Source organism: Plantactinospora soyae (assembly GCF_014874095.1).
Taxonomy (GTDB): Bacteria; Actinomycetota; Actinomycetes; order Mycobacteriales; family Micromonosporaceae; genus Plantactinospora; species Plantactinospora soyae.
This window is the reverse complement of the sequence record NZ_JADBEB010000001.1, coordinates 1,416,985-1,437,396: the sequence shown is the minus strand read 5'-3', so window position 1 is coordinate 1,437,396 and position 20,412 is coordinate 1,416,985. Positions and strand designations below refer to the sequence as shown.

The 20,412-nt window shown below is 71.7% G+C and carries 16 protein-coding genes; 9 read left to right on the top strand and 7 right to left on the bottom strand.

What is annotated here, in order from left to right; genetic code table 11:
* The first annotated feature begins 57 nt into the window (after positions 1-57).
* A complete protein-coding gene (locus H4W31_RS06330) occupies positions 58-774 on the top strand; it encodes a TetR/AcrR family transcriptional regulator (RefSeq protein WP_192765794.1) in 717 nt (238 codons plus the stop codon).
* Between the two features lie 37 nt (positions 775-811).
* Here the strand turns inward: H4W31_RS06330 and H4W31_RS06325 are convergent, their stop codons facing one another.
* Positions 812-2,410 (bottom strand): glycosyltransferase family 2 protein, encoded by a 1,599-nt coding sequence (locus H4W31_RS06325; RefSeq protein WP_192765793.1) that lies wholly within the window; start codon positions 2,408-2,410, stop codon positions 812-814.
* Between the two features lie 326 nt (positions 2,411-2,736).
* On the opposite strand from H4W31_RS06325, the gene H4W31_RS06320 reads away from it, so the two are divergent.
* Both H4W31_RS06320 and H4W31_RS06315 read left to right on the top strand, forming a co-directional pair.
* Positions 2,737-3,819 (top strand): glycosyltransferase family 2 protein, encoded by a 1,083-nt coding sequence (locus tag H4W31_RS06320; RefSeq protein ID WP_192765792.1) that lies wholly within the window; start codon positions 2,737-2,739, stop codon positions 3,817-3,819.
* Complete coding sequence (locus tag H4W31_RS06315; protein ID WP_318783051.1) at positions 3,816-5,018, top strand: glycosyltransferase; 1,203 nt, start codon at positions 3,816-3,818, stop codon at positions 5,016-5,018. The genes H4W31_RS06320 and H4W31_RS06315 overlap by 4 nt, the downstream gene beginning before the upstream one ends.
* Before the next feature lie 63 nt (positions 5,019-5,081).
* On the opposite strand, the gene H4W31_RS06310 is transcribed toward H4W31_RS06315, so the two are convergent.
* From H4W31_RS06310 to eccE, 4 genes are all read right to left on the bottom strand, one after another.
* Positions 5,082-6,008, bottom strand: coding sequence for a discoidin domain-containing protein (locus H4W31_RS06310; RefSeq protein WP_192765791.1), 927 nt, complete (start codon positions 6,006-6,008; stop codon positions 5,082-5,084).
* 11 nt (positions 6,009-6,019) lie between these two features.
* Positions 6,020-7,621, bottom strand: a complete 1,602-nt coding sequence (locus tag H4W31_RS06305) for an alkaline phosphatase D family protein (RefSeq protein WP_192765790.1) — start codon at positions 7,619-7,621, stop codon at positions 6,020-6,022.
* Positions 7,622-7,854: 233 nt separating this feature from the next.
* The gene (rarD, locus tag H4W31_RS06300) at positions 7,855-8,787 is read right to left on the bottom strand and encodes an EamA family transporter RarD (RefSeq protein WP_192765789.1); all 933 of its coding nucleotides are present in this window, start codon (positions 8,785-8,787) and stop codon (positions 7,855-7,857) included.
* An 87-nt stretch (positions 8,788-8,874) separates the two neighbouring features.
* Positions 8,875-10,752 carry a type VII secretion protein EccE gene (gene eccE, locus H4W31_RS06295; RefSeq protein WP_318783050.1) on the bottom strand — a complete coding sequence of 626 codons (1,878 nt, stop codon included), beginning with the start codon at positions 10,750-10,752 and terminating at the stop codon, positions 8,875-8,877.
* A 101-nt stretch (positions 10,753-10,853) separates the two neighbouring features.
* Between eccE and eccB the strand changes: the two genes are divergently transcribed.
* From eccB to H4W31_RS06280, 3 genes are all read left to right on the top strand, one after another.
* The gene (gene eccB, locus H4W31_RS06290) at positions 10,854-12,254 is read left to right on the top strand and encodes a type VII secretion protein EccB (protein WP_192765788.1); all 1,401 of its coding nucleotides are present in this window, start codon (positions 10,854-10,856) and stop codon (positions 12,252-12,254) included.
* A 248-nt stretch (positions 12,255-12,502) separates the two neighbouring features.
* Positions 12,503-12,823 (top strand): WXG100 family type VII secretion target, encoded by a 321-nt coding sequence (locus tag H4W31_RS06285; RefSeq protein ID WP_192765787.1) that lies wholly within the window; start codon positions 12,503-12,505, stop codon positions 12,821-12,823.
* A 22-nt stretch (positions 12,824-12,845) separates the two neighbouring features.
* Entirely contained in the window at positions 12,846-13,139 is a 294-nt protein-coding gene (locus H4W31_RS06280) for a WXG100 family type VII secretion target (RefSeq protein ID WP_192765786.1), read from the top strand.
* 113 nt (positions 13,140-13,252) lie between these two features.
* On the opposite strand, the gene mycP is transcribed toward H4W31_RS06280, so the two are convergent.
* Positions 13,253-14,485, bottom strand: a complete 1,233-nt coding sequence (gene mycP, locus H4W31_RS06275; RefSeq protein ID WP_192765785.1) for a type VII secretion-associated serine protease mycosin — start codon at positions 14,483-14,485, stop codon at positions 13,253-13,255.
* Positions 14,486-14,669: 184 nt separating this feature from the next.
* On the opposite strand from mycP, the gene H4W31_RS06270 reads away from it, so the two are divergent.
* Both H4W31_RS06270 and H4W31_RS06265 read left to right on the top strand, forming a co-directional pair.
* Complete coding sequence (locus H4W31_RS06270; protein ID WP_192765784.1) at positions 14,670-17,639, top strand: SseB family protein; 2,970 nt, start codon at positions 14,670-14,672, stop codon at positions 17,637-17,639.
* Entirely contained in the window at positions 17,636-18,001 is a 366-nt protein-coding gene (locus H4W31_RS06265; RefSeq protein WP_192771882.1) for a hypothetical protein, read from the top strand. The genes H4W31_RS06270 and H4W31_RS06265 overlap by 4 nt, the downstream gene beginning before the upstream one ends.
* A gap of 13 nt (positions 18,002-18,014) precedes the next feature.
* Here the strand turns inward: H4W31_RS06265 and H4W31_RS06260 are convergent, their stop codons facing one another.
* Positions 18,015-18,959 carry an alpha/beta fold hydrolase gene (locus H4W31_RS06260; protein ID WP_192765783.1) on the bottom strand — a complete coding sequence of 315 codons (945 nt, stop codon included), beginning with the start codon at positions 18,957-18,959 and terminating at the stop codon, positions 18,015-18,017.
* A 235-nt stretch (positions 18,960-19,194) separates the two neighbouring features.
* Here H4W31_RS06260 and H4W31_RS06255 point away from each other — a divergent pair, with 235 nt between their 5' ends.
* Positions 19,195-20,364, top strand: a complete 1,170-nt coding sequence (locus H4W31_RS06255) for a C45 family autoproteolytic acyltransferase/hydolase (RefSeq protein WP_192765782.1) — start codon at positions 19,195-19,197, stop codon at positions 20,362-20,364.
* Positions 20,365-20,412: the final 48 nt, after the last annotated feature.

Sequence of the window (20,412 nt, the reverse complement as noted above, 5' to 3'; positions counted from 1 at the left end):
ACGGTCTAGATACTAGAACAACGTTCTAGTGATCGATCGTCATACTAGACTCCGGGCATGACGGGTGTGTGGCTGCGACCCCAACGGCCGTCCCGGAGCGGACCTCCGCTGAGCCGGGACCGGATCGTCGCGGCGGCGGTGGAACTGCTGGACCAGGGCGGCGTCGGCGGGCTGACCATGCGGCGGCTGGCCGAGCATCTCGACGCCGGTTCCACCACGCTCTACTGGCATGTGGCCACCAAGGACGACGTCGTCGACCTGGCCCTGGACCACATCTTCGGCGAGGTACAGCTACCCGACCGGCGGGACGACGAGGCTGGGCTGGACAGCGAGGCCGGGCTGGACGACGAGGCCGGGGCGGGTCGGGACTGGCGGGTCGACGTCGAGGGTCTGCTGCTCGGCTGGCGGGCGGCGATGCTGCGCCACCCGTGGTCGGCGGCGCTGCTCGGCCGACCGATGCTCGGTCCGAACGTGCTGACCCGGACGGAGTTCCTCCAGTCGGCGCTCCGGCGGTCCGGGCTGGTCGAGCCGGACCTCGGGGCGGCCACGTACGCCCTGGCCAATTACGTGATCGGGTCCGCCGTCACGTTGGCGTCGTGGCAGCGCCCCGACTCCCCGCAGCCGCCCCGCGAGGCCGCCCGGGAACACCTTGCCGCCCAACAGGACCGGTATCCCACGCTCGTCGACACCGGACACCTGGACGACCGGGACTGGGAGGTCACCTTCCGGCAGGGACTGACGTACCTGCTCGACGGGTTGGCGACGCGCACCTGAGCCCTTGCCGGCCGCCCGTACCCGAGCCCCGCGTTCGTCAGCGGCGGCGGATCAACTGGCGCAGCCGGGCGGTGACCCGGTCCGGGGTGACCGGCACTACGGAGATCATGAGTCGACCGGAGCTGTCCCGGGTCGGTGTGATCACGTAGAGCCGGGCGCCGCGTCGACGTACCAGCGGCACCGTACCGTCCAGCCGGGGCGCGCGGAGTGCGGCGGAACCGGCCGCGCCGTTGGCGCTCGCCGCACCCAGGGCGCGGTCCGGATCGAACGTCCCCAGCTGCGCGGAGACGATCCGGCGCTGCCCGGTCGGGTCGCTGCCGGCGAGCAGATCCGCCGCGCTGAACCTGATCCGTACGGTGGTGCCGGCCGTACCCGTGGCGATGATCCGGGTATCGGCCGGGATCTCCTCCGCGCTCACCGTCAACGTCTCGGCGCCGAGGGCCGCGAGCTGCGGTACCGGCGTGTGCGCGGTGACGGTCAGCACCCGCTCGCCCCGGTCGTCGTCCTCCCACGCCAGGCCGGTGGCGTCGAGCTTGGCCGCCCAGTCCGGCACCGTGGTGACGTCGAAACAGGCGTCCGGCAGGTGCCGCTCGGGATCGCGGAATCCCGGGTACGCCGCGTACCGGCGGGACCCCTCGACCACAGTGGCGGGCACGCCGCCCTCGGCGTCCTGCCGGATCACCGCGAGCAGGTCGTCGAGGGTGCCGTCCCGGGTCAGCGCCAGTCGGATCCGGGTCTCCGGGCCCAGCCGGTCGGCGATGTCGTCGCTGAGGTGCTCGGCCACCAGCCGACCGAGTCCGTCGTGCACGAGTTGCTGGGTGGCCCGGTCGAGCTGGAGGAGGTCGTCCTCGACGAGCCCCGCGATCTCGTGGTCGAACCGGTACGCCAGCACCGCGTCCCGCTGCTTGCCGGGCTCGATCAGCCCGGCGACGAACGCCACGTTGGCCTCGACGGTCCGTAGCCGCCGCGCGTGCCGGCTGAGGTAGGTGATGTTGGTGGCGCTGAACCGCCGTACGGCGAAGTAGAAGTCGTAGTCGGCGAGCACCGAGATCCGCCGGGCCCGGTAGCAGGCCTCCAGGGTGAACGGCAGGTCGCTGCCGATCGGCAGGTCCTCCGGATAGCGGATGCGGTACCGCTCCAGCATGTCCCGCCGGAACAGCTTGGTGTTGGCCAGCGAGCGCGGCAGCGGAGAGTCGAAGAGGCTGATCTCCACCTCGTTGCGGGCGAAGATGTCCTGGTAGATGTGCCGGCTGTTGACGCCGACCACCTTGCCCAGCACCACGTCCGAGCCGTACGAGTCGGCGGCGTCGACCAGTCGGTGCAGCGCCTGGGGGCCGAGGTGGTCGTCGGAGCCGACGAAGAAGACGTACCGGCCGGTGGCGAGGTCCAGCGCCCGGTTGCACGGGCCGGCCGGGCCACCCGAGTTGGCCTGGTGCACGACGGTGAACAGGTCCGGGTAACGCGCCGCGAAGCGGTCCAGTTCCCGGCCGCTGCGATCGGTCGAGCCGTCGTCCACCGCGATGATCTGCATCCGGGCCGTTCCGATGGTCTGCTCCACCAGCGAGGTCAGGCACCGGGTCAGGTACGGCATGGTGTTGTAGACCGGCACCACCACGCTGACATCCGGCGTCTCCATTGGTCGCTGTCCTCCATTCGCCGCAAATTCACCTGCCCGATTCCTCGAATTCACCAATTCGATTCCTCGGGCCCCGATCGAATCCTCGGCGAGTGTACGGCAATCATCCGATTACGAACTCCGGGCACAGGTGTCCCAGCTCAGCGGCGGTTCGTCGGTCCCTGTGCGGGACACCGTACGGCAGGCTCCTGCCTTTCGAATGTACGTGCATTCGCCGCTGCGAATTAACCCGCGTACCGCGCCCAGCCAATACTGTTTTCGCCGGTAGCGCCGGATCGCGCCACGAAACACACCCCTCGTCAACATGTCTGAGTTAGCGGGTCTTCATGTCCTCTACACCTAGCGTCAGCGTGGTGATTCCCACCCGTAACCGACCGGTGCTGGTGACCCGGGCGGTCCGGAGCGTGCTGGCGCAGACCCTGGACGACATTGAGGTCATCGTCGTCGTCGACGGGCCGGACGACGCGACCTGCGACACGCTCGCGGCGATCGGCGACGCCCGGCTGCGGGTGGTCGCCCTGCCGAAGTCCGGCGGAGCGCCGAACGCCCGCAACATCGGCGTCCGCGAAGCCCGGGCCCCCTTCACGGCGCTGCTCGACGACGACGACGAGTGGCTTCCCGAGAAGCTCGCGATCCAGCTCGACCTGGCGCGCAGCGCCCGGGTCCGGATGCCGATCGTGGCGAGTCGGCTGGTGAACCGCACCCCGCGTGCCGAGTTCGTGATGCCCCGCCGGCTGCCGGCGGCGGGCGAGCCGCTCAGCGAGTACCTCACCGTGCGCCGTGGACTGTTCCACGGCGACGGCTTCATCCAGACTTCGACGATCATGGCCCCGACCGAGCTGCTCCGCCGGGTGCCGTTCACCGTCGGGCTGCGCCGGCTACAGGAACTCGACTGGACCCTGCGGGCGCTGAGCCACGACGACGTCGACCTGCTCTTCGCCGCCGAGCCACTCGTGCTTTGGCACCAGGACGAGGACCGGCCCCGGATCACCTTCGACACGTCCTGGGAGGAGCAGTTCGAGTGGCTCCAGCGGAGCCGTCCGCTGCTCACCCCACGGGCGTACGCCGCGCTCACGATGAGCGTGATCAGCTCGATGGCGGCGCCGACCCGGAGCGCGACGGCGTTCCGGACCCTGCTCCGCGAGGCCCGCCGGCACGGCCGACCGGGCGTGTACGACTACCTGGCGTTCGCCCAGATCTGGCTGATCCCGCCGCAACTGCGGCGCAGCCTGCGGGACCGGGTCCTGAAGCGGCCGGGCGCCAATGCTTCAGCCCCTCCACCCCGCCCGGCATCCGCCAGCCAGGCCGGCAGCGTCCGGGGCGGCCAGGAGCGACACCGTGTCGAGGCCGGCCAGTCGGCCCGGCGGCTCTCCGGCGAGGCCGGGCGGGTCGGCGAGATCGGCGCGTGAGTACGTCGTCCCCGCCCCACCAGCCCAACCCGCAGCCGAGCGTCGTGATCTGGCGGAGTGGGATGCTCGCCGCCTCGGAGACGTTCATCCGGAACCAGGGCAACGCGCTGACCCGGTGGCAGCCGACCTTCCTCGGCGCCACCAAGGTCACCTCGGCGATCGCCGCCGACACCGACATCGTCGCCTATCCCGACACCCCGGCGGACCGGCGGGCGTTCCTGCGGCTCCGGCTGACCGGGGAGTCGCCGAGGCTGCGGAACCTGCTGGCCGGGCTGCGTCCGGCGCTGGTGCACGCCCACTTCGGCAACGACGGTTGGCTGGTCAGCGGTACGGCGCGACAGCTCGGCGTGCCACTGCTCGTCACCCTGCACGGGTACGACGTGACGCGGCAACCGGACACCTCGGGCGTACGCGGCGTCCGGTACCGGCGGAACCTGCGCCAGGTGTTCGACCGGGCCACCCTCCTGCTCGCCGTCTCCGGGTTCATCCGGGACCGGGCGGTGGCGCTCGGTGCCGATCCCGCGAAGGTGCTGGTGCACCACACCGGCGTCCCGCTCGCGGCCGGCCCGGCCGACCCGTCGGCCGTACCGAAGAAGTGGGATGTCGTCTTCGTCGGTCGGTTCGTCGAGAAGAAGGGCGTCGACGACCTGCTCGAAGCCGTCGGGATGCTGCGCGGACGGCGGCCACGGATGCTCCTGATCGGCTCGGGGCCACTGGAGCAGCCGATGCGCGAGCGGGCCGCCGCGCTGGGTCTTTCCGCGACGTTCCTGGGTGCACAGGAACCGGCGGCGGTGGCTCGGCATCTGGCCGAGTCGAGAATCTTCGTCTCGCCGTCGAAGACCGCGTCGGACGGGGACTCCGAGGGGCTGCCGACGACGATTCTGGAGGCGTCGAGCCTCGGGCTGCCGACGGTCTCGACGTACCACAGCGGTATTCCCGAGGCGGTGCTGCACGGCGAGACGGGCCTGCTCGGCGCCGAGGGTGACCGGTCAGCGCTTGCCGACGGCATCGCGCGGCTGCTCGACGACGAGGAGCTACGGACCCGGTTCGGTCGCCGGGCGCGGCGGCACGTGGAGGAGAACTTCGACCTCCGGAAGCAGACGCACCTGCTCGAGTCGCTGTACGAGACCGTCGCCGGCCGGGCCGGGCTGCCGGCTCCGGAGCAGCAGCCGGCCGACGTGGATCAGCTCGCGCGGTAGCCACTACGACGCAGCCCCGGGGTGGAGGCGGCACCGCGCCGCTCCCACCCCGGGGCTGACTGCTCAGGAGGCGTAGATCTCCAACTCCACGATCCGGGAGTAGGTGACTCCCTCGTTGCTGGCGAGCGTGACGATCCGGACCGCATCCACGCTCACCGGCGGAAACGTCGTGCTGACCATGCCGACGAGGTTGCCGCGTACCTGCCCGACGGTCTGCCAGGCCCCGCCGCCGGAGGAGACCTGCACATCCCAGTCCCGCAGGCCGTACCCGGTCGCCGGGTAGCGGGCGGAGTCGAGCGTGTACAGGTCGACCCGCCCGACGGTCTGCGGCCGGTCGAACGTCACCTGGAGCCAGTCCGGGAAGGTGCCCCGGGTGGAGTCGTTCCAGCCGGTGGTGGACGCCCAGTGGTTGGAGTCCCGGTCGCCGTCCACCGCGCCGCAGGCCGGGTAGGTGGGCAGGTTCTCCGAGGATGCCGAGACGGGTACGTACCTGGCCAGATTCCCGGTCCCGTCGACCGGCGGCGCGACGACCTCGACCGGTACCGAGAGCCGCTCCCCGCCGGCCCGCACGGTGACCTCGTACCGGCCCGGCGGGGTGGCCCGGGGTGCCGTCACCGTGATCTTCACCTTGAGCGTGTAGCCGGCCGGCAGGTAGCTGGAGACCAGGTACCGGGACAGCACCAGCGGTGCGGGTGCCTCCAGGAACGCGTCGGCGTACACCTCTGAGCTGCCCACGTTGCCGAACCGCAGCTCGAAGCCCTGATTGGCGCAGGGGACCGGGTTCACCGCCACCTGGGTCACGTCGGAGCCGAGGCTCAGCCGCGTGTTCTGACCGGACCCGGTGGCGTCCGCCGGCCCGGCTCCGGAGACGGCCATTGTGGTACCGGCGAGTGCGACGGCGGCGACCACCGCGACGGCGGCGGAAACGGCTCTGCGCCGGGGCGACAGCCCGGCCAGCCCGGCCAGGCGGCGCCGGAGAATGCTGCGCATGGCTACCCCTCTCATCCCGGGTTCAGGCCGGGGTTGCCGGCCTCGACGACGAACGACTTGACGGTGGAGACCGGTGCGCCGACCCGGTCGATGTACGGCACGACCCGGTAGTCGGCCCGCAGTTCGTGCTGGCTCAGCCGCAGGACGATGTAACCGCGACGCTCGTTGACCAGCTTCAGGTGTGGGTTGCCGTCGAGGAACTTCTGCCCGTTGGCGGAGACCTCCTGACCGTTCCCGCCGCTGCTGATCGAGGTCGCGACCAGTTCCACCCCGAAGGTCTGCGAGGCGGGGTCGGCGAAGTCGCGCTTCATCTCCAGGGCGTACGCGGCGTGCACGTCGCCGGTGAGGACGACCGGGTTGCGCCCGCGCAGCGCGGCCAGTCCGTCGAGCACCTGCTGCTGCTCGGCCCCGTAGCCGTCCCAGGCGTCCATGTTGTACAGGTTCCCGACCGTGGGGTCGAGATCCATCCGGCTCATGATCACCTGGTTGGCCAGCAGGTTCCAGGTCGCGTGCGATCCGCGTACGCCGTCGAGCAGCCACTGCCGCTGCTGGGCGCCGGCCAGCACCCGGGCGGGATCGCGGCGGACCGCCGAGTCGGCCTTCCAGCCGTCACCGTCGGCCTGGTCGGAGCGGTACTGCCGGGTGTCCAGCACGCTCACCTCGGCCAGCCGGCCGAACCGCAGCCGCCGGTACAGCATGTAGTTCGGGCCCCGGGGTGCCGGCGTACGCAGCGGCATGTGCTCCCAGTACGCCCGGTAGGCGCTGGCCCGGCGGACCAGGAAGTCCTCGACCGGAGCGTTGGTCCGGGACGTCAGGCTCGCGTAGTTGTCCTGGACCTCGTGGTCGTCCCAGGTCGAGATCCACGGCGCGTTCTGGTGCGCCGCCCGCAGGTCGGGGTCGGACTTGTAGAGCGCGTACTGCAACCGGTACCGGTCCAGGGTGTCGGCCTCGGTACGGAACTGGCTCGGCACCGGTTCGGTGACGTAGCGCAGCCCACCGGCCGTGGAGATGCCGTACTCGTAGAGGTAGTCGCCGAGGAACAGCACGGCGTCGACGTCCTCGGTGGCGATGTGCCGGTGTGCCGTGTAGTAGCCGTCCGGCCAGGACTGGCAGGAGGCGACCGCGAAGGAGAGCTGGTCGACCCGCTGCCACGGTGCCGGAGCGGTCCGGGTCCGGCCGACCGGGCTCAGGTACCGGCCCACCTTGAAGCGGTACCAGTAGTGCCGGCCCGGCTCCAGGCCCCGTACGTCCACGTGCACGCTGTAGCTGTACTCCGGCTTGGCCGACGCGGTGCCGGAGCGCACGATCCGGCGGAACCGCTCGTCGGTGGCCACCTGCCACTGCACCGACACCGCGTGGTACGGCATCCCGCCCAGCGGCTCGTACGGGCGCGGCGCCAGGCGGGTCCAGATGACCACCGCCTCGGGCAGCGGGTCACCGGAGGCGACGCCGAGGGTGAACGGGTCGTCGGACAACGAGCCGGTACCGGCGTTCGCGGTCGAACCGGCGGGCAGGTTGGTGGCGAAGGCGACCGCCGTCGCCGCTCCGGTGAGAGTCAGGAAGCGCCGACGGGCCAACCTCGCCGCTGATCGGGGCACCTCTTCTTTGATCATGGGCAGGTTTCCTTCCGCGCCAGATGTCGCCTGCAAGTCGTTGATCATAAAGTCGTGCGTGAATGACCGACCGGTGGCGAAATGCTGAGCGTGCGGTGGAATCCGTTTGTACAGCTTGTTCAGTGCCGGTTTCGGTCAACCCCGGAAGCAGCGGCGACGGTCGACGGGCGCGGACGTCGTCCAGCGACAGCAGTGGAGCGGGGCGGGGCGGTGGGCCGCCGTGGCGAACCCGCTCAGGGGGCGGCGGTCGCGGCGGCCGGTTCGGCGGTGGCGGCCAGCAGCGCGCTGCGGGACCGGCGGACCTGCCGGATCCCGTCCACGGTGAACACCACCAGGGCCAGCCAGACCAGCGCGAACCCGGCCAGCCGGGCCGGCGGCATCGGCTCGTGGAAGACCAGTACGCCGAAGCCGAGTTGGAGGATCGGTGCCAGGTACTGCAACATGCCCAGCCCGGTCAGCGGAAGCCGGTTCGCCGCGCCCGCGAAGAGCAGCAGCGGAATCGCGGTGGCCGCACCGGCCAGCACCAGCAGTGCGGTGTGCCCGGCGGAGACCTGGCCGAAGGTCGAGTCGGACCGCCAGGTGAGCCAGCCGAGGTAGCCGAGCGCGGGCAGCGCGAGCACGGCCGACTCGACGAACATGCCCTCGGCGGCGGGTAGTCCGAGCCGCTTCTTCACCAGGCTGTAGCCGCCGAAGCTCAGTGCCAGGGTCAGGGCCAGGTACGGCAGCCGGCCGTAGTCGAACGCCAGCACCGCCACCGCCACACCGCCGATGCCGAGCGCCACCCACTGGGCGACCCGCAGCCGTTCACCCAGCACGGTGACCCCGAGCAGGACGACGACGAGCGGGTTGATGAAGTAGCCGAGCGCGGTCTCGACGACCCGTTCCGAGTTCACGCCGTAGATGTAGGTGCCCCAGTTGACCGCGATCAGCGTGGCGGCGAGAACGACCCCGGCGAGCGCGGCCGGCCGGCGGCGCAGTCCCCGCAGGAAACCCCAGTTGCGGGCCACCGCCAGCACCAGGGCGACGAACACCACCGACCAGACCACCCGGTGGGCCAGGATCTCGATCGGCCCGGCCGGCTTGAGCAGGCGGATGTACAGCGGAAAGAAACCCCACAGCGTGTACGCGCCGAGCCCGTAGAGGTATCCGCGCCGTACCTGGGTCATGGCCTAACCGTAAGGGGTCTTTCGGGAGCAAAACCCTTTCTCGTGAGCGGTGTCACCAGGCCGATGGTGCATCCGGTCGAGATCCGCTCAGAACCGGGCCGGCGGACCGATCAGCTGGGTCTCGATCGGCGTGGCCGAGAGCAGGGCCCAGCGCAGTACCCGGCGATTGATCACCCCGACCATGTCGGCCCGGATCCGGGTCAACCAGTCTGCGGAGTCCCCGAGTCCGAGCGCCATGCCGGCGAGTTGGGCCTCGTGCGGCCGCAGCGGTTGCAGCACCACCAGGTCGGCGCGGGAGACGGCATCGACGTCGACCGGTGCCAGTTCGTCCCGGACCACCAGGCTGGCCTGCCAGCCCGGACCGGGCTGAGAGTCGGCGGCGACCGGTCCGACGTCGACCACCACCAGCAGCGGCTGCAACTGGGTGCCCGGCGCCCCGCCGACCGGACGGCCCGGCGGGATGACCGCGATCGGTGCCCCCGGTCCGCTGGCGCCCCGGACGAACGGCTCCCAGGCGCGCGGTCGGGCGGTCTGTACGACGATCCGGGCGCCGAGCGCCATCGCCCGCAGCGCGATGAGCTGCGCGGCCCGGACCCCACCGATCAGGACCACCCGGGTGGTCTCGGCGCGGAACAGCCGGGCGACCACCGCCGAGCCGTGCCGGTTTGCGCCGATCATCAGCCCGGCCGAGCCGATGGACAGGTCCAGAGCGTCCACAGAGGACGCTGGCAGGGTGGTGGCCGGCGCCGGAGCGGTCGGCCCGGCCCCCAGCACTCCCAGCGGCAGGGTGGCCGCGATTCCGTCGAGCTGTTCGCCGTCGAGCCGTCGGGCGCCGGCGTGCTCGGCGGCGAGCATCCGGCGCAGCGCCTGGACGGCGGTGGTGAGCGCGGCCGCGCTGTCGGCGGCCAGCCGTACCGTCACGTCCACCCGGATGTTGTCGGTGCCGGCGCCCGCCCACGGCCCGGCGCTGACCGAGACCGTGGTCGCGGTGGCCGGCAGGGCGAGCAGCCGGGGTACGAACCGGCGGCCGGCCTCGGTCCGCAGGTCCGGCCAGCGACGCAGCCGGAAGGTGCTCTGCACCAGCCCGCCGAGCTGTACGCCCTGCCAGTTCTCCCGGCCCGGCTGCGCACCGTCGTGGTGCACCGTCTCGGCCAGTACCCCGAGCGCGGCGCGTTCGCCGAGTGCCCGGGTCGGTACCGGGGCGAGACGGCGGCGCACCTTGCGTACGGCGCTGGACAGCGCCCGTCGCAGATCCTCGTCGGACCAGCCGTCGGCGCGCAGCACCCGTACGGCGAGCAGCGCCCGCTCGTGCCCGAGCAACCGCCCGTCGGTGAGCTGCCGGTACGACGTGGCGGGCGTGCCGCCGCCCGCGCTCAGCGTCGGTGCCGGCGCACCGGTCAGGAGCAGTTGGACCCGCATCGGCGGGGTCTCCGCGCTCGGCGCCGGAAGCAGGCTGGCCGGGGAGAGCAGCGTCTGCGAGGCGTCGGTGAGCATGCCGACCTGGTCGCCGAGTTCCAGCACCGCGGTCAGGCCGTAGGCGTCGCTGATCATCGACGCCGCGTCGCCGGCCAGATCGGCGGGAACCACCGTGGCGCCGGGGTTGACCAGGTCGAGCAGCTTCTCCGGTGCGGCCGACGGCGGCAGGTTCCGCTGTCGGGAGGAGTACCGCATACCGATGCTGATCCACTCGAACAGCCACCGTCGGCGCAGCCGGATCCAGGTCAGCAGCACCAGGACGGCGGCGACCAGCGCGGCTCCGACCACCGCCAGTGCGCCGTAGTCGGAGGCGGCGATCAGCAGCGCGATCGCCACCTGCGCCGCCACGATCTGACCCGCCCGTACGCCGAACAGGCCGGAACGCGTCGGCGTGGACGACGCCGGCAGCGGCGCCGGTGCCGACCGGTCGATCCGGCTGCCTCCGGTCACGACGGACCGGGCCCTGTTGTCTGCCGCAGTTACCGTCACCGCGATAGCCTCCCCTGGATGGGCGTCGCCCGTGGGCCCGCCCCCCGCAATTCGCTCAGGGGCCTATCGTATGGGCCGGACCAACCGGAGAGGGGGCCCGCATGCCATCGCGGCAGGACCAGTTGCACTCGTACCAGTTCATGGTGCAGCGAGTGGTGGGCGCGCTGGTGATGCGCGAGACCGATCCCGCACAGTCGCCGTTCCGGCGCGCGGCCGGGGCGACCCTGGCCAGCGTGCTGATCGCGCTGATCGCGATCGGCGGCTCCGTGGTGGTCGGCGTGTTCCTCGGCGGGGGTGCCGCCAAGTGGAAAGACCAGTCGGTGGTCATCGTCGAGAAGGAGTCGGGCGCGCAGTACGTCTATTACGAGAACAAGCTGCACCCGGTCCTCAACTACGCCTCCGCGCTGCTCATCATCGGCAGCTCCGGTCCGAAGACCGTCTCGGTGTCGCGCAAGTCGCTGGAGGGCGAGCCGCGCGGGGTGCTGCTGGGCATCCGCGATCTGCCCGAGTCGTTGCCGCCGACCAACCGCCTCATCGGCTCCGGATGGACGGTCTGCTCCGAGCCGGGTACCGGCAACGGCACGCAGTCGGCGCAGTCGACGCTGTTGATCGGGACGCAGGCACCGGGTGGGCGCCCCCTGAACGACGAGGGTGTGCTGGCCCTTCATCCCGACAACCAGCTCTATCTGGTCTGGCACAACCGCCGGCACCTGATCCGCGACCAGGATCTGGTGATCGACGCACTGGCCTGGGCCGGCGTGCGGAAGGTGTCGGTGGCGCCGGCTCTACTCAACGCGCTGCCGGCCGGAGCGGACCTGGGCCGGATCGAGATCGCCGACGCGGGGAAGTCGTCCGACGCGGTGCCGGACGCGAAGATCGGTGAGGTCTTCCTGGTCGAGCGGCAGGGCGGCGGCGGCCAGTATGCGGTGGCCAAGCGCGACGGCCTCTACAACATCACCGAGGTACAGGCCAACCTGCTGCTCACGGACAACGCCATCGAGCAAGATGACGCGACCCCGCTCTCCCAGGGCGACTACGGAGCGCTGCCGAAGCAGGGCGACCTGGTGCCGCAGGACGACGCGGCGGCACCGGAGACCACGCCCAAGATGGCCAGCACCGAGGGCGGCGTGGTCTGCGGTGACGCACCGGACGACCGGGGCGTGCAGAACATCAGGGTCGGCGCGGATCTGTCCAAACTCGCCGATCCGCCGCCGACCACCGCCCGGTCGTCGCAGGGCGGTGCGCTCGCCGACCAGGTGTTGCTGGAGGCCGGCCGTGGCGTCGTGGTCGAGGCCGCCGCCGCGCCGGGAGCCACCGGCGGCGCGATCTCGGTCATCACCGACCAGGGCCGGCGGCATCCGGTGACGAACGCCGACGTGCTCGGCAATCTGGGGTACGCCAGCGCCAAGCGGGTACGGATGCCGGCGAACCTGGTCACGCTCATCCCGCAGGGGCCCGCGTTGGACCCCGAGAAGGCGCGCAATCCGGCGTCCCCGGGATAACCGGTGGTGGGCGAGGAGCGGGCCTGGGGAGAATCGGCGGTGGCGGCTGACCCGCCACATCGGCGGTGCCGGTTTGTCCACAGGGTGGCCGAGAGGGGTATCCAACCCTTGCCTTGGCCCGCTACCGTCGGCTACGGGAGTAATCGCCATGCTGTGCCGTGACCCACAGAGGGAGCGGCCACAACCGGGGAGTCCACAATGGGCGTCTCGGGGTTTACAACGAGTGAGGGAGCGGGGTGACTTCCGGGGTGTCTCAGACGCAGGCAGAAGCAGCAGTGATGCAGCAGACCGCCCAGAAGTTCGAGCAGGTCGACCAGTCGCTGCAGAGCATGCTGACCAGCTTGATGAGTGAGCTTGAGGTGCTTCAGAGCGCGTGGAAGGGTGCTGGTGGCCGCTCGTTCGAGACGGTCAAGCAGCAGTGGAGGCAGGACCAGGAGACGATCCACCGGGCGCTGCGTGAGACCGCGACCGCGATCCGTACCTCTGGCACGCAGTACGACGCGTCCGACAGCGAGGCGTCCAGCCGGATGTCGGCGACCAACACCGGCGGCCTCTCGCTGCCGCTCTGATCCTCTGGGGAGGGAAGATCCGATGGGTGACGGCCTTCTTGTCGTCAATTTCGCCGCGCTACAGCAGGCAAGCGCGGACATCCAAAAGGCGCTGAACACGCTCGACTCGCAGCTGGACCAGCTGGAGTCGGACGCGGCACCGCTCGTCTCCACCTGGGAAGGCGAGGCCAAGGAGGCGTACGCGGTTCGGCAGGCGAAGTGGCGCCAGGCGTCGATGGACCTGCAGAACATGCTGCGGGACATCAAGATGGCGCTGGACGAGTCCGCCGCGGACTACGTGAGCACGGAAAAGAAGAACACCGGCCTGTTCCAGTAGGGCCGTACCGCATCATCCAGGTTGCCCCGGGCTGCCACGCCTACCGCGTGGCACCTCCGGGGCTCCTGCTTTTGTCGGGCCGGCTGGGCGGGGTCACGCCGGAGCGTGTGCGGTCACGCCGGGCCGGCGGGGCGCCAGCGGCGGCGTGAGCCCCGCGGCAGTACGACGGCGAGCAGCAGGGCGACGGCGGCCACCGCGGCGGCGAGACCGGCGACCCACAGCGCCCGCTCCTGGGTCACCGCACGGCGCTCCGCTCGCGCCACCTCCGCCGGATCGATCACGTGCGGCGGAAGCCCGGCCGCCGCGGGCCGCCGGGCCGGCGCCGCGGTCTCGGTGACCGCCCGGTACGGGTTGAGGATTCCGGCGCCGTAGGCGTCGCGGTCGGTGCCCGGCGCGGGGTCGGTGGTCGCGAGGAGGCGCTCGGCCACCTGACGGGCGTTCAGGTCCGGCCAGTACTGCCGGACCAGTGCGGCGGCCCCGGCCACGTAGGGCGCGGCGAAGCTGGTGCCGTTGTCCACCACGTGCCCCCGCTCCGGCGCCGCCACCAGCACCGCGCCGCCCGGGGCGACCAGGTCGACCCAGGGCCCCCGCTGGGAGAAGGCCGAGACCTGGCCGTCCTCGCCGACCGAGCCGACCCCGATCACCCCGTCGTACGACGCCGGGTACGGGGTGGGGTTGCCCTCAGTGTTCTGGTTGCCGGCCGCGACCACCACCACGACATCCTTCTCGACGGCGTACGCGATCGCGCTCTTCAACGCGGGGTTGTCCTTGTAGTAGACGATCGAGAGGTTGATCACGTCCGCGTCGTTGTCCACCGCCCACCGGATCGAGTTGGCCAGTGCCACAACGCCGGCGGTTTTTCCCGATTCCTTGCCTTCGATCACCTTCTGCTCGCTGACCCGGACCGGCAGGATCTTCGCCTGCGGGGCGACCCCGCGGAAGCCGACGCCCCGGGTCGGGGTGGCCGCGATGATGCTCGCCACACCGGTGCCGTGCCGAGCGCAGTCCCGGCTCCCGTCGAGGCCGGGATCGAGGTAGTCCCGTCCGGGCAGGACCCGCCCCTTCATCTGGGTGTGCGTCTTGTCGACACCGGAATCGATCACCGCGACCGTCACCTGGGCCCCGGTGGCCAACGGGGCGAGCCGTTCCAGGGCGTACCGCTTCTGGGCCCACGGCACGGCGGGGACGGCCCGGGGCAATTGGTCGTCGTTGTCACAGCCGGGCAACGCGAGTCGCGCCGCCGCCGGTGGCAGCGCCGCCGCGAGGGCCGGCCCGGCGGCGAACGGCGGAACCGCCACCGCGATGACGACGCCAACCAGCGTGAGTCGTATTCTGCGGCCAGGCATCGCTCGCCTCCGAATCGGGTCGGTCCGCCATTGGGTCGGTTCGCAATCGGAACGGACCGCCCACCGGATGCTATCGGTGGATCGCCGGCCATGGCATCCACCGCCAGGCAGCCATTGTGATCTTGCACCTACCTTGTAGGTTGTACGCGATGCTTGTGGCCTGTTCGGCGAAAGGGAGGTGGCCGTGACCGAATGGGAGCCGGCCACCGAGACCGAGGCCGCGATGCGGGACGCACTGCGGGCGGGTGACCAGGAACTCTATTTTCGTATTCTCGCTCGAACCGATCTTCTACTGCCGGTCTCCGCCGAGGCGCTCGCCGGCCGCGCGCCGATGGGCTGGGGCACCTGGACCACCGGCGGCCGGACCCACGTGCTGGCATTCACGTCCACCGCCGCCCTGCACGCCTGCCTAGCCGAGAACGCGGGATCCACCCGACGGGCGCCGTACTCCGAGTTGGCCACCGGCTGGCCCAACCCGGAGTGGTGGCTCGCGGTCAATCCCGGGCTGCCGATCGAGGGCTACCTGCCCGCCTGGTTCGTCTCCCAGCTCTCCCGTGGCGACGTACGGCTGCCCGGCCGCAGCATGGGCGCCCGGGCCCGGCTGGAGCAGGTCGAGCGGGCGGCCCGGGCCCGGGCGACGGCATCCGTGCCCCGGCGTCCCGCGCCGGAAGTGCCGTCGCGACCGGAGCCGGAGGGACCGCTGCGCCCGCAGCCGGAGCCGCCGAGGACGCCGGCCGCCCCGTTCCCGAGGGCGGAACCGTCGCGGACCCCCGGCGTGCCGTACCGGCCGGCGGAGCCGTCCAGGGAGCCGGTGGCCTCGTACTCGTCACCGCCCGAACCGGCCACCTTCGCGCCGGCAGACGAGCCGACGTCGTTCTCCCCGGCCGCCGGGTCGACGCAGTTCTCCCCGGGTGCCGAGTCGGCGCCGTTCCCGTCGCGCGCCGAGTCGGCACCGTTCCCGTCACGCGCCGACCCGACGCCGTTCCCGTCGCGCGCCGAGTCGGCGTCGTTCCCGTCGGTCGTCGAACCCGACTCGTTCTCGTCGGGCGTCGAGCCGAGGCGGTTCTCCCCGCACGCGGAGCCGACGGGATTCTCCTCGCCGGCCGAGCCGACGCGGTTCTCGTCACTGGCGGAGCCGGCGCGGCTGGCCCCGGCGGTAGAGCCGGAACCAACGCCGTCGAGCGGCCCACCCGCCACCGTGCCGGTGATCGCCCCCACGCCGGACCGGGGCGACCGGCGTAACGACTTCGGCAGCCAGATCTCGGAGGACACCTCGGCCGGCTGGATGACTCCCGCCGGTCCAGGGCGGTTCGGCGGGTCGAAGGCCGCGAACGGCACCCCGACGGCTCCGGTGGAAGCGTCGGCGCGTTCCGGCGAATCCACCGTGCTGTCCGGTACGGTCTCGGCCGGCCCGCCACCGGCCTGGTACGGGCCGGGCGGCCAGGCGACGGACCAGCAGGTGACCGCGCCGATCACCGGATCGGCCGCGCCCCGGACGGTCGACGAGCCAGCGCCGGTAGCGCGCCCGCCGGAGGCCCCACCGGCCGAGGTCCGGGCACCTGAACCCTGGACACCGACGGCCCAACGCGCCGAGGCCTCCCTGTTCACCCCGGTCTCCCGGCAGCCGGTCGCCGAATCGTGGTCCGGCGGCTCGTCGGAGAGTACGACAACCGCCTTCGACGCAGCTCCCGCCGAGGGTACGACGACCGCCTTCGACGCGGCTCCCGCCGAGGGTACGACGACCGCCTTCGACGCGGCTCCCGCCGAGCGGATGTCGAGCGCCTTCGAGGCGGCTCCCGCCGAGCGGATGTCGAGCGGTCCGACCTACGCCGAGGCGGCGCAGACCGAGCCGATCGTCGCGGGGCCGGTCGCCAGCCAGCCGTCCCGTGCCGAGTCGATCTTCGGCGGCTCCGGCGGGACCGAACAGATCTCCACCTCTGCTGGCGTCGGCGAGCCGGTCGCCACGGGTACGGACGCCACCGAGCCGATCTTCACCAGTTCGGGTCCCACCGAGCCGGCCATCTTCGATCCTCCGGTCGTCTTCGATCCTCCGGCTGTCTTCGATCCTCCGGTCGCCATTGCGCCGGAGCCGGAGCCGGTGACCGAGCCGGTTCCGGCCGAACCCGCCCCCGCCCCACCGGCGTCCACCGCCGATTCGGTGCCGCCCCCTCGGCTGCCGCCCGACTTCGTACCGGCCAACGACGTGGAGCGGAGCCTGCTCGACGCGGCCGGCGACGGCAGTACCGACACGTTCCTCTCCACCCTCCTGCTCGCCAGGGTGCTGCTGCCGGTCGACGTCCGCTCGGCGTCCGGCAGCCGCCCCGGCGACGACGGCTTCCGGTGGCGTACGGAGGCGCTGGACGGGGAGACGTACGTCGTCGTGTTCACCTCGCCAGAGCGGCTCGGTGACCACCTTGCGGCGCCGATCGAGACGGTCGCGGTGAAGTTCGCCCAGTTGATCCGGCGGTGGCCCGACGACACCTGGTCGTTCGCGGTGAACCCGGGCACACCGGTGGGGGCCAAGCTGCCCGGTGGGCAGATCGTCGCGCTGGCGAACTGGGCCGCCGAGGTGGGCCTCGGCGACGACACCGACACCGGGGAGCAGGCGGCTCCGGCGACCGAGGAGGAGGCGCCACGGTCGACGTACGCGCCCGCCCGGGAGGATCCGGGACGGCCGACGATGATGCAGAAGACGATCGCCCCGAGTCAGCTCTCCTACTACCTCGACCGGGGCTACGACCGGGTGTCGGGCTTCGTGCACCGCGCGTCCGAGGTCGCCCATCTGCGTACGCCGGCCAAGTTCTACGGCGCGCTCGGGCTCGGCTACCCGGGCTCTCCGTTCGTCCGCGACGCGGACGAGATCTACGTGCTCCGCTGGCCCGCCTACCGGCCCAGCCTCTACCGCATCCCGTACGGGGGGCAGAACGAGGCCGCCATGCGGGCGATGGAGGGCTGGGTGATCGAACGACCGCCCTTCCGGGGCAACGGCTTCGCGCCGGGGGAGAGCAGCGACGTGGTGGCGGAGTTCAAGGTGGACAGCGTTCGGCTGCCGCACGACACCCAGCTCTGGCGGATCGGTGTCGACGGCACGGAACGGCTGATGGCGACCCTGGACTGCGACGTACCCGTCTGGCGTCGGGCCGAGGAGGACTGATGCGCGACGGCTACGTCGCCCAGTGGCGTGGGCAGGAGTACGAAGCCAGTCCGGCCGGCGACGACGTACGGCTCTACCAGCCCGAGCCGGGTGAGGGTTTCGAGGAGATCCGACCCGGCCGGTTCTGCCGGGTGGTGGCGGTGGCCGAGGTCGCCGAGCTGGTCTACGTCCGGACCAGGTGCTCGTGGCAGGGGCAGCCGTTCATCGTGCTCGCCCGGCACGACAACTGGCTCCGGGTCGAGTACACGGGGGGTCGCTGGCCGGTCGCCGAGGCGATGGGGCTGGAGGCGTTCGACTTCGGGGTCTACCAGGGCTGGGCGCCGGTGGCGGAGGTCACCGACCTGCGCGAGAACCGGGCCTGACCGGCCGGACGGGTCAGGACTTCGCCCACCGGAGCACCTCGCCGAGCACCAGATCGGTCGCCTCGACGTGTGGGAAGTGCCCGACCCCGTCGAGCAGGCGCCACTCGTACGGCGCCCGTACGTAGCGGCTGGAGCCCTGAGCGGTACGCGGCAGCGAGGCCTGGTCCAGTTCGCCGTGCAGTTGCAGGGTCGGGGTGACCAGTGGCTCCTGCATGAGCTTGACGAAGCGGTAGCCGTGCAGGCGGAGCACCGAACGGAACGCCCACCGGTAGCCCTCCATCGCGCAGAACGCCGCCTGGGGGATCCGCATGGCCTGGCGGCAGCGGTCCGCGTACTCGTCGAAGCCGGCACTGTCCACCCAGTCGGGGCCGCCCCACCTGCGCAGGAAGTAGCCGACCAGCGCCGCGTCGTCCCGGGTGAGCACGTGCTCGTACCGGGGGATCTGGAACTTCAGCGTCGGCGTCGCCGCCGCGAACTGGCCGCGTGGGTCGGCGAAGATCCCGGCACGCAGGCGCAGCGGGTGCGGGGCCGCGAGGACCACCAGCCGGCGGACCAGGCTCGGGTGGAAGGCCGCGGCGGTCCAGCCGATCATGCCGCCGGCCCCCGCGCCGACCAGCACCGCCGAACGCTCGCCGAGCGCCCGGATCAGTCCGGCCACGTCGGCGGCGAGGGTGTAGCCGTCGTACCCCCGGGGTGGCTTGTCGCTCGCGCCGTAGCCCCGCAGGTCGACCGCGACGGCCCGGTACCCGGCGTCGGCCACGGCCGGCAGCATCTCGTGCCAGGCCCACCAGAACTCGGGAAAGCCGTGCAGGAACAGCACCAGCGGTCCGCTGCCCGCCTCGACGACGTGGAACCTGCTGCCGTTGGCCCCAACGAACCGGTGCGTCCACGGCCCGTCCACCAGTACGCAGGACTCGTCGACCACGGACTTCCTACCGGCCTCGCTCCGCTCGCTCATGCCGGCACCACGTTGCGCGCGGCGTCGTCATGAGCTTGACCGCTGAACTGGCCGATTCGCTCCGTCATGTGGCACAGCCTAGGGCTATCCCGGGTGCGGGTACCCGGCGCGACCTGTGGATCGGTGGATCGTCCGGGATATCACCCGGGTTCGGGTGAGGGGCTGCCCGGAGGTTCCTGACCAGTGGATCAGGTCCGCCGGTGACGCCCGGCTCCGGCCCGGCTACCGTTCTGGCATGACTTCCGCACGTCGGATCAACAATCCGGATCTGCCGGTGCCCCTGGTCCGGGTCCAGGGCAGTCCGGCGGAGTGCGGCGCCGGATACGGAGCCGCGGCCCGGGATCTCGTCGTGGCGAATCTGGAGTTCTACCTGGGCCGGTTCCGGGACGAGGCCGGGCTGGACACCGCCGCCGTCCGCGCCGCGGGGCTCGCGTTCGGGAAGTCCACCCGGCGGCACCATCCCCGGGTCGCCGAGATGCTCGACGGGGTCGCCGAGGGGGCCGACGTCCGGGTCGACGAGATCTACGCGCTCAACGCCCGTACCGAACTGATCTACGGCAACCCTCGGGTACGCGGTGCGGTGGACGCCCGGCCGCCGGACGCCGGCGCCGGCGCGTGCACCTCCGTCGGTGTCCTCGGTACGCACACCGGGAACGGGCATCTGCTGCTCGGACAGAACTGGGACTGGCACCCCGACCAGCGGGGCGTGATGCTGCTGCTCGCCACCCGTGACGAACGGGGGCTGACGGTGCTGACCCTGACCGAGGCGGGCATGCTCGCCAAGACCGGGCTGAACTCGGCCGGCGTCGGGGTCTGCGTGAACATGCTCGGCTGCGACCGGGACGGGCTTCCCGACGCCGGGGCCGAGCCGGGGGTGCCGTACCACGTGCTGCTGCGGGCCGCGCTCGAGGCGGACAGCCTGGCCGAGGGGCTGAAGGCGGTGTGCCGGGGTACCCGGAACAGCTCGATCAACCTGCTGCTGGGCCAGGCGGCCGAGGCGGGCGGAGAGCTGATCGACCTCGAAATGGTGCCCGGTGACGTCGGCTGGCTGCATCCGGTGGACGGGTTGATCACCCACGCGAACCATCTGGAGACGGCGCTGCCGGTGTACGACACCATCAAGGACTGGGGTGGCTCGTCGCTGTTCCGGTCGGCCCGGGCCCGGCGCCTGCTGACCGCGAAGGCGGCGGTCGGCAAGCTGGGCGACCATGACCTCGTCGCGTTGTTCCGGGACCACGCCAGTTCTCCGCAGAGCATCTGTCGGCACGTCGACGAGCGGATGCCGGTGCCGGAGCGCTCCGAGACGGTCTACTCCGTACTGCTGGATCTGGACGACCGGCGGCTCGGCATCGCGGCCGGCCCTCCCTGCGCGCACCGGTACGGCTGGCTCGACCTGGCGTTCTGACCGGCGAGCGGCACCGCCGACCGGGAGCTGGCCGGGTGTCGGGAGCTG

Coding starts and splice junctions, on each gene's coding strand:
- H4W31_RS06330 (WP_192765794.1), top strand. CDS start 58: ATGACGGGTGTGTGGCTGCGACCCCAACGGCCGTCCCGGAGCGGACCT.
- H4W31_RS06325 (WP_192765793.1), bottom strand. CDS start 2,410: ATGGAGACGCCGGATGTCAGCGTGGTGGTGCCGGTCTACAACACCATG.
- H4W31_RS06320 (WP_192765792.1), top strand. CDS start 2,737: ATGTCCTCTACACCTAGCGTCAGCGTGGTGATTCCCACCCGTAACCGA.
- H4W31_RS06310 (WP_192765791.1), bottom strand. CDS start 6,008: ATGCGCAGCATTCTCCGGCGCCGCCTGGCCGGGCTGGCCGGGCTGTCG.
- H4W31_RS06305 (WP_192765790.1), bottom strand. CDS start 7,621: ATGATCAAAGAAGAGGTGCCCCGATCAGCGGCGAGGTTGGCCCGTCGG.
- rarD (WP_192765789.1), bottom strand. CDS start 8,787: ATGACCCAGGTACGGCGCGGATACCTCTACGGGCTCGGCGCGTACACG.
- eccB (WP_192765788.1), top strand. CDS start 10,854: ATGCCATCGCGGCAGGACCAGTTGCACTCGTACCAGTTCATGGTGCAG.
- H4W31_RS06280 (WP_192765786.1), top strand. CDS start 12,846: ATGGGTGACGGCCTTCTTGTCGTCAATTTCGCCGCGCTACAGCAGGCA.
- mycP (WP_192765785.1), bottom strand. CDS start 14,485: ATGCCTGGCCGCAGAATACGACTCACGCTGGTTGGCGTCGTCATCGCG.
- H4W31_RS06260 (WP_192765783.1), bottom strand. CDS start 18,959: ATGAGCGAGCGGAGCGAGGCCGGTAGGAAGTCCGTGGTCGACGAGTCC.
- H4W31_RS06255 (WP_192765782.1), top strand. CDS start 19,195: ATGACTTCCGCACGTCGGATCAACAATCCGGATCTGCCGGTGCCCCTG.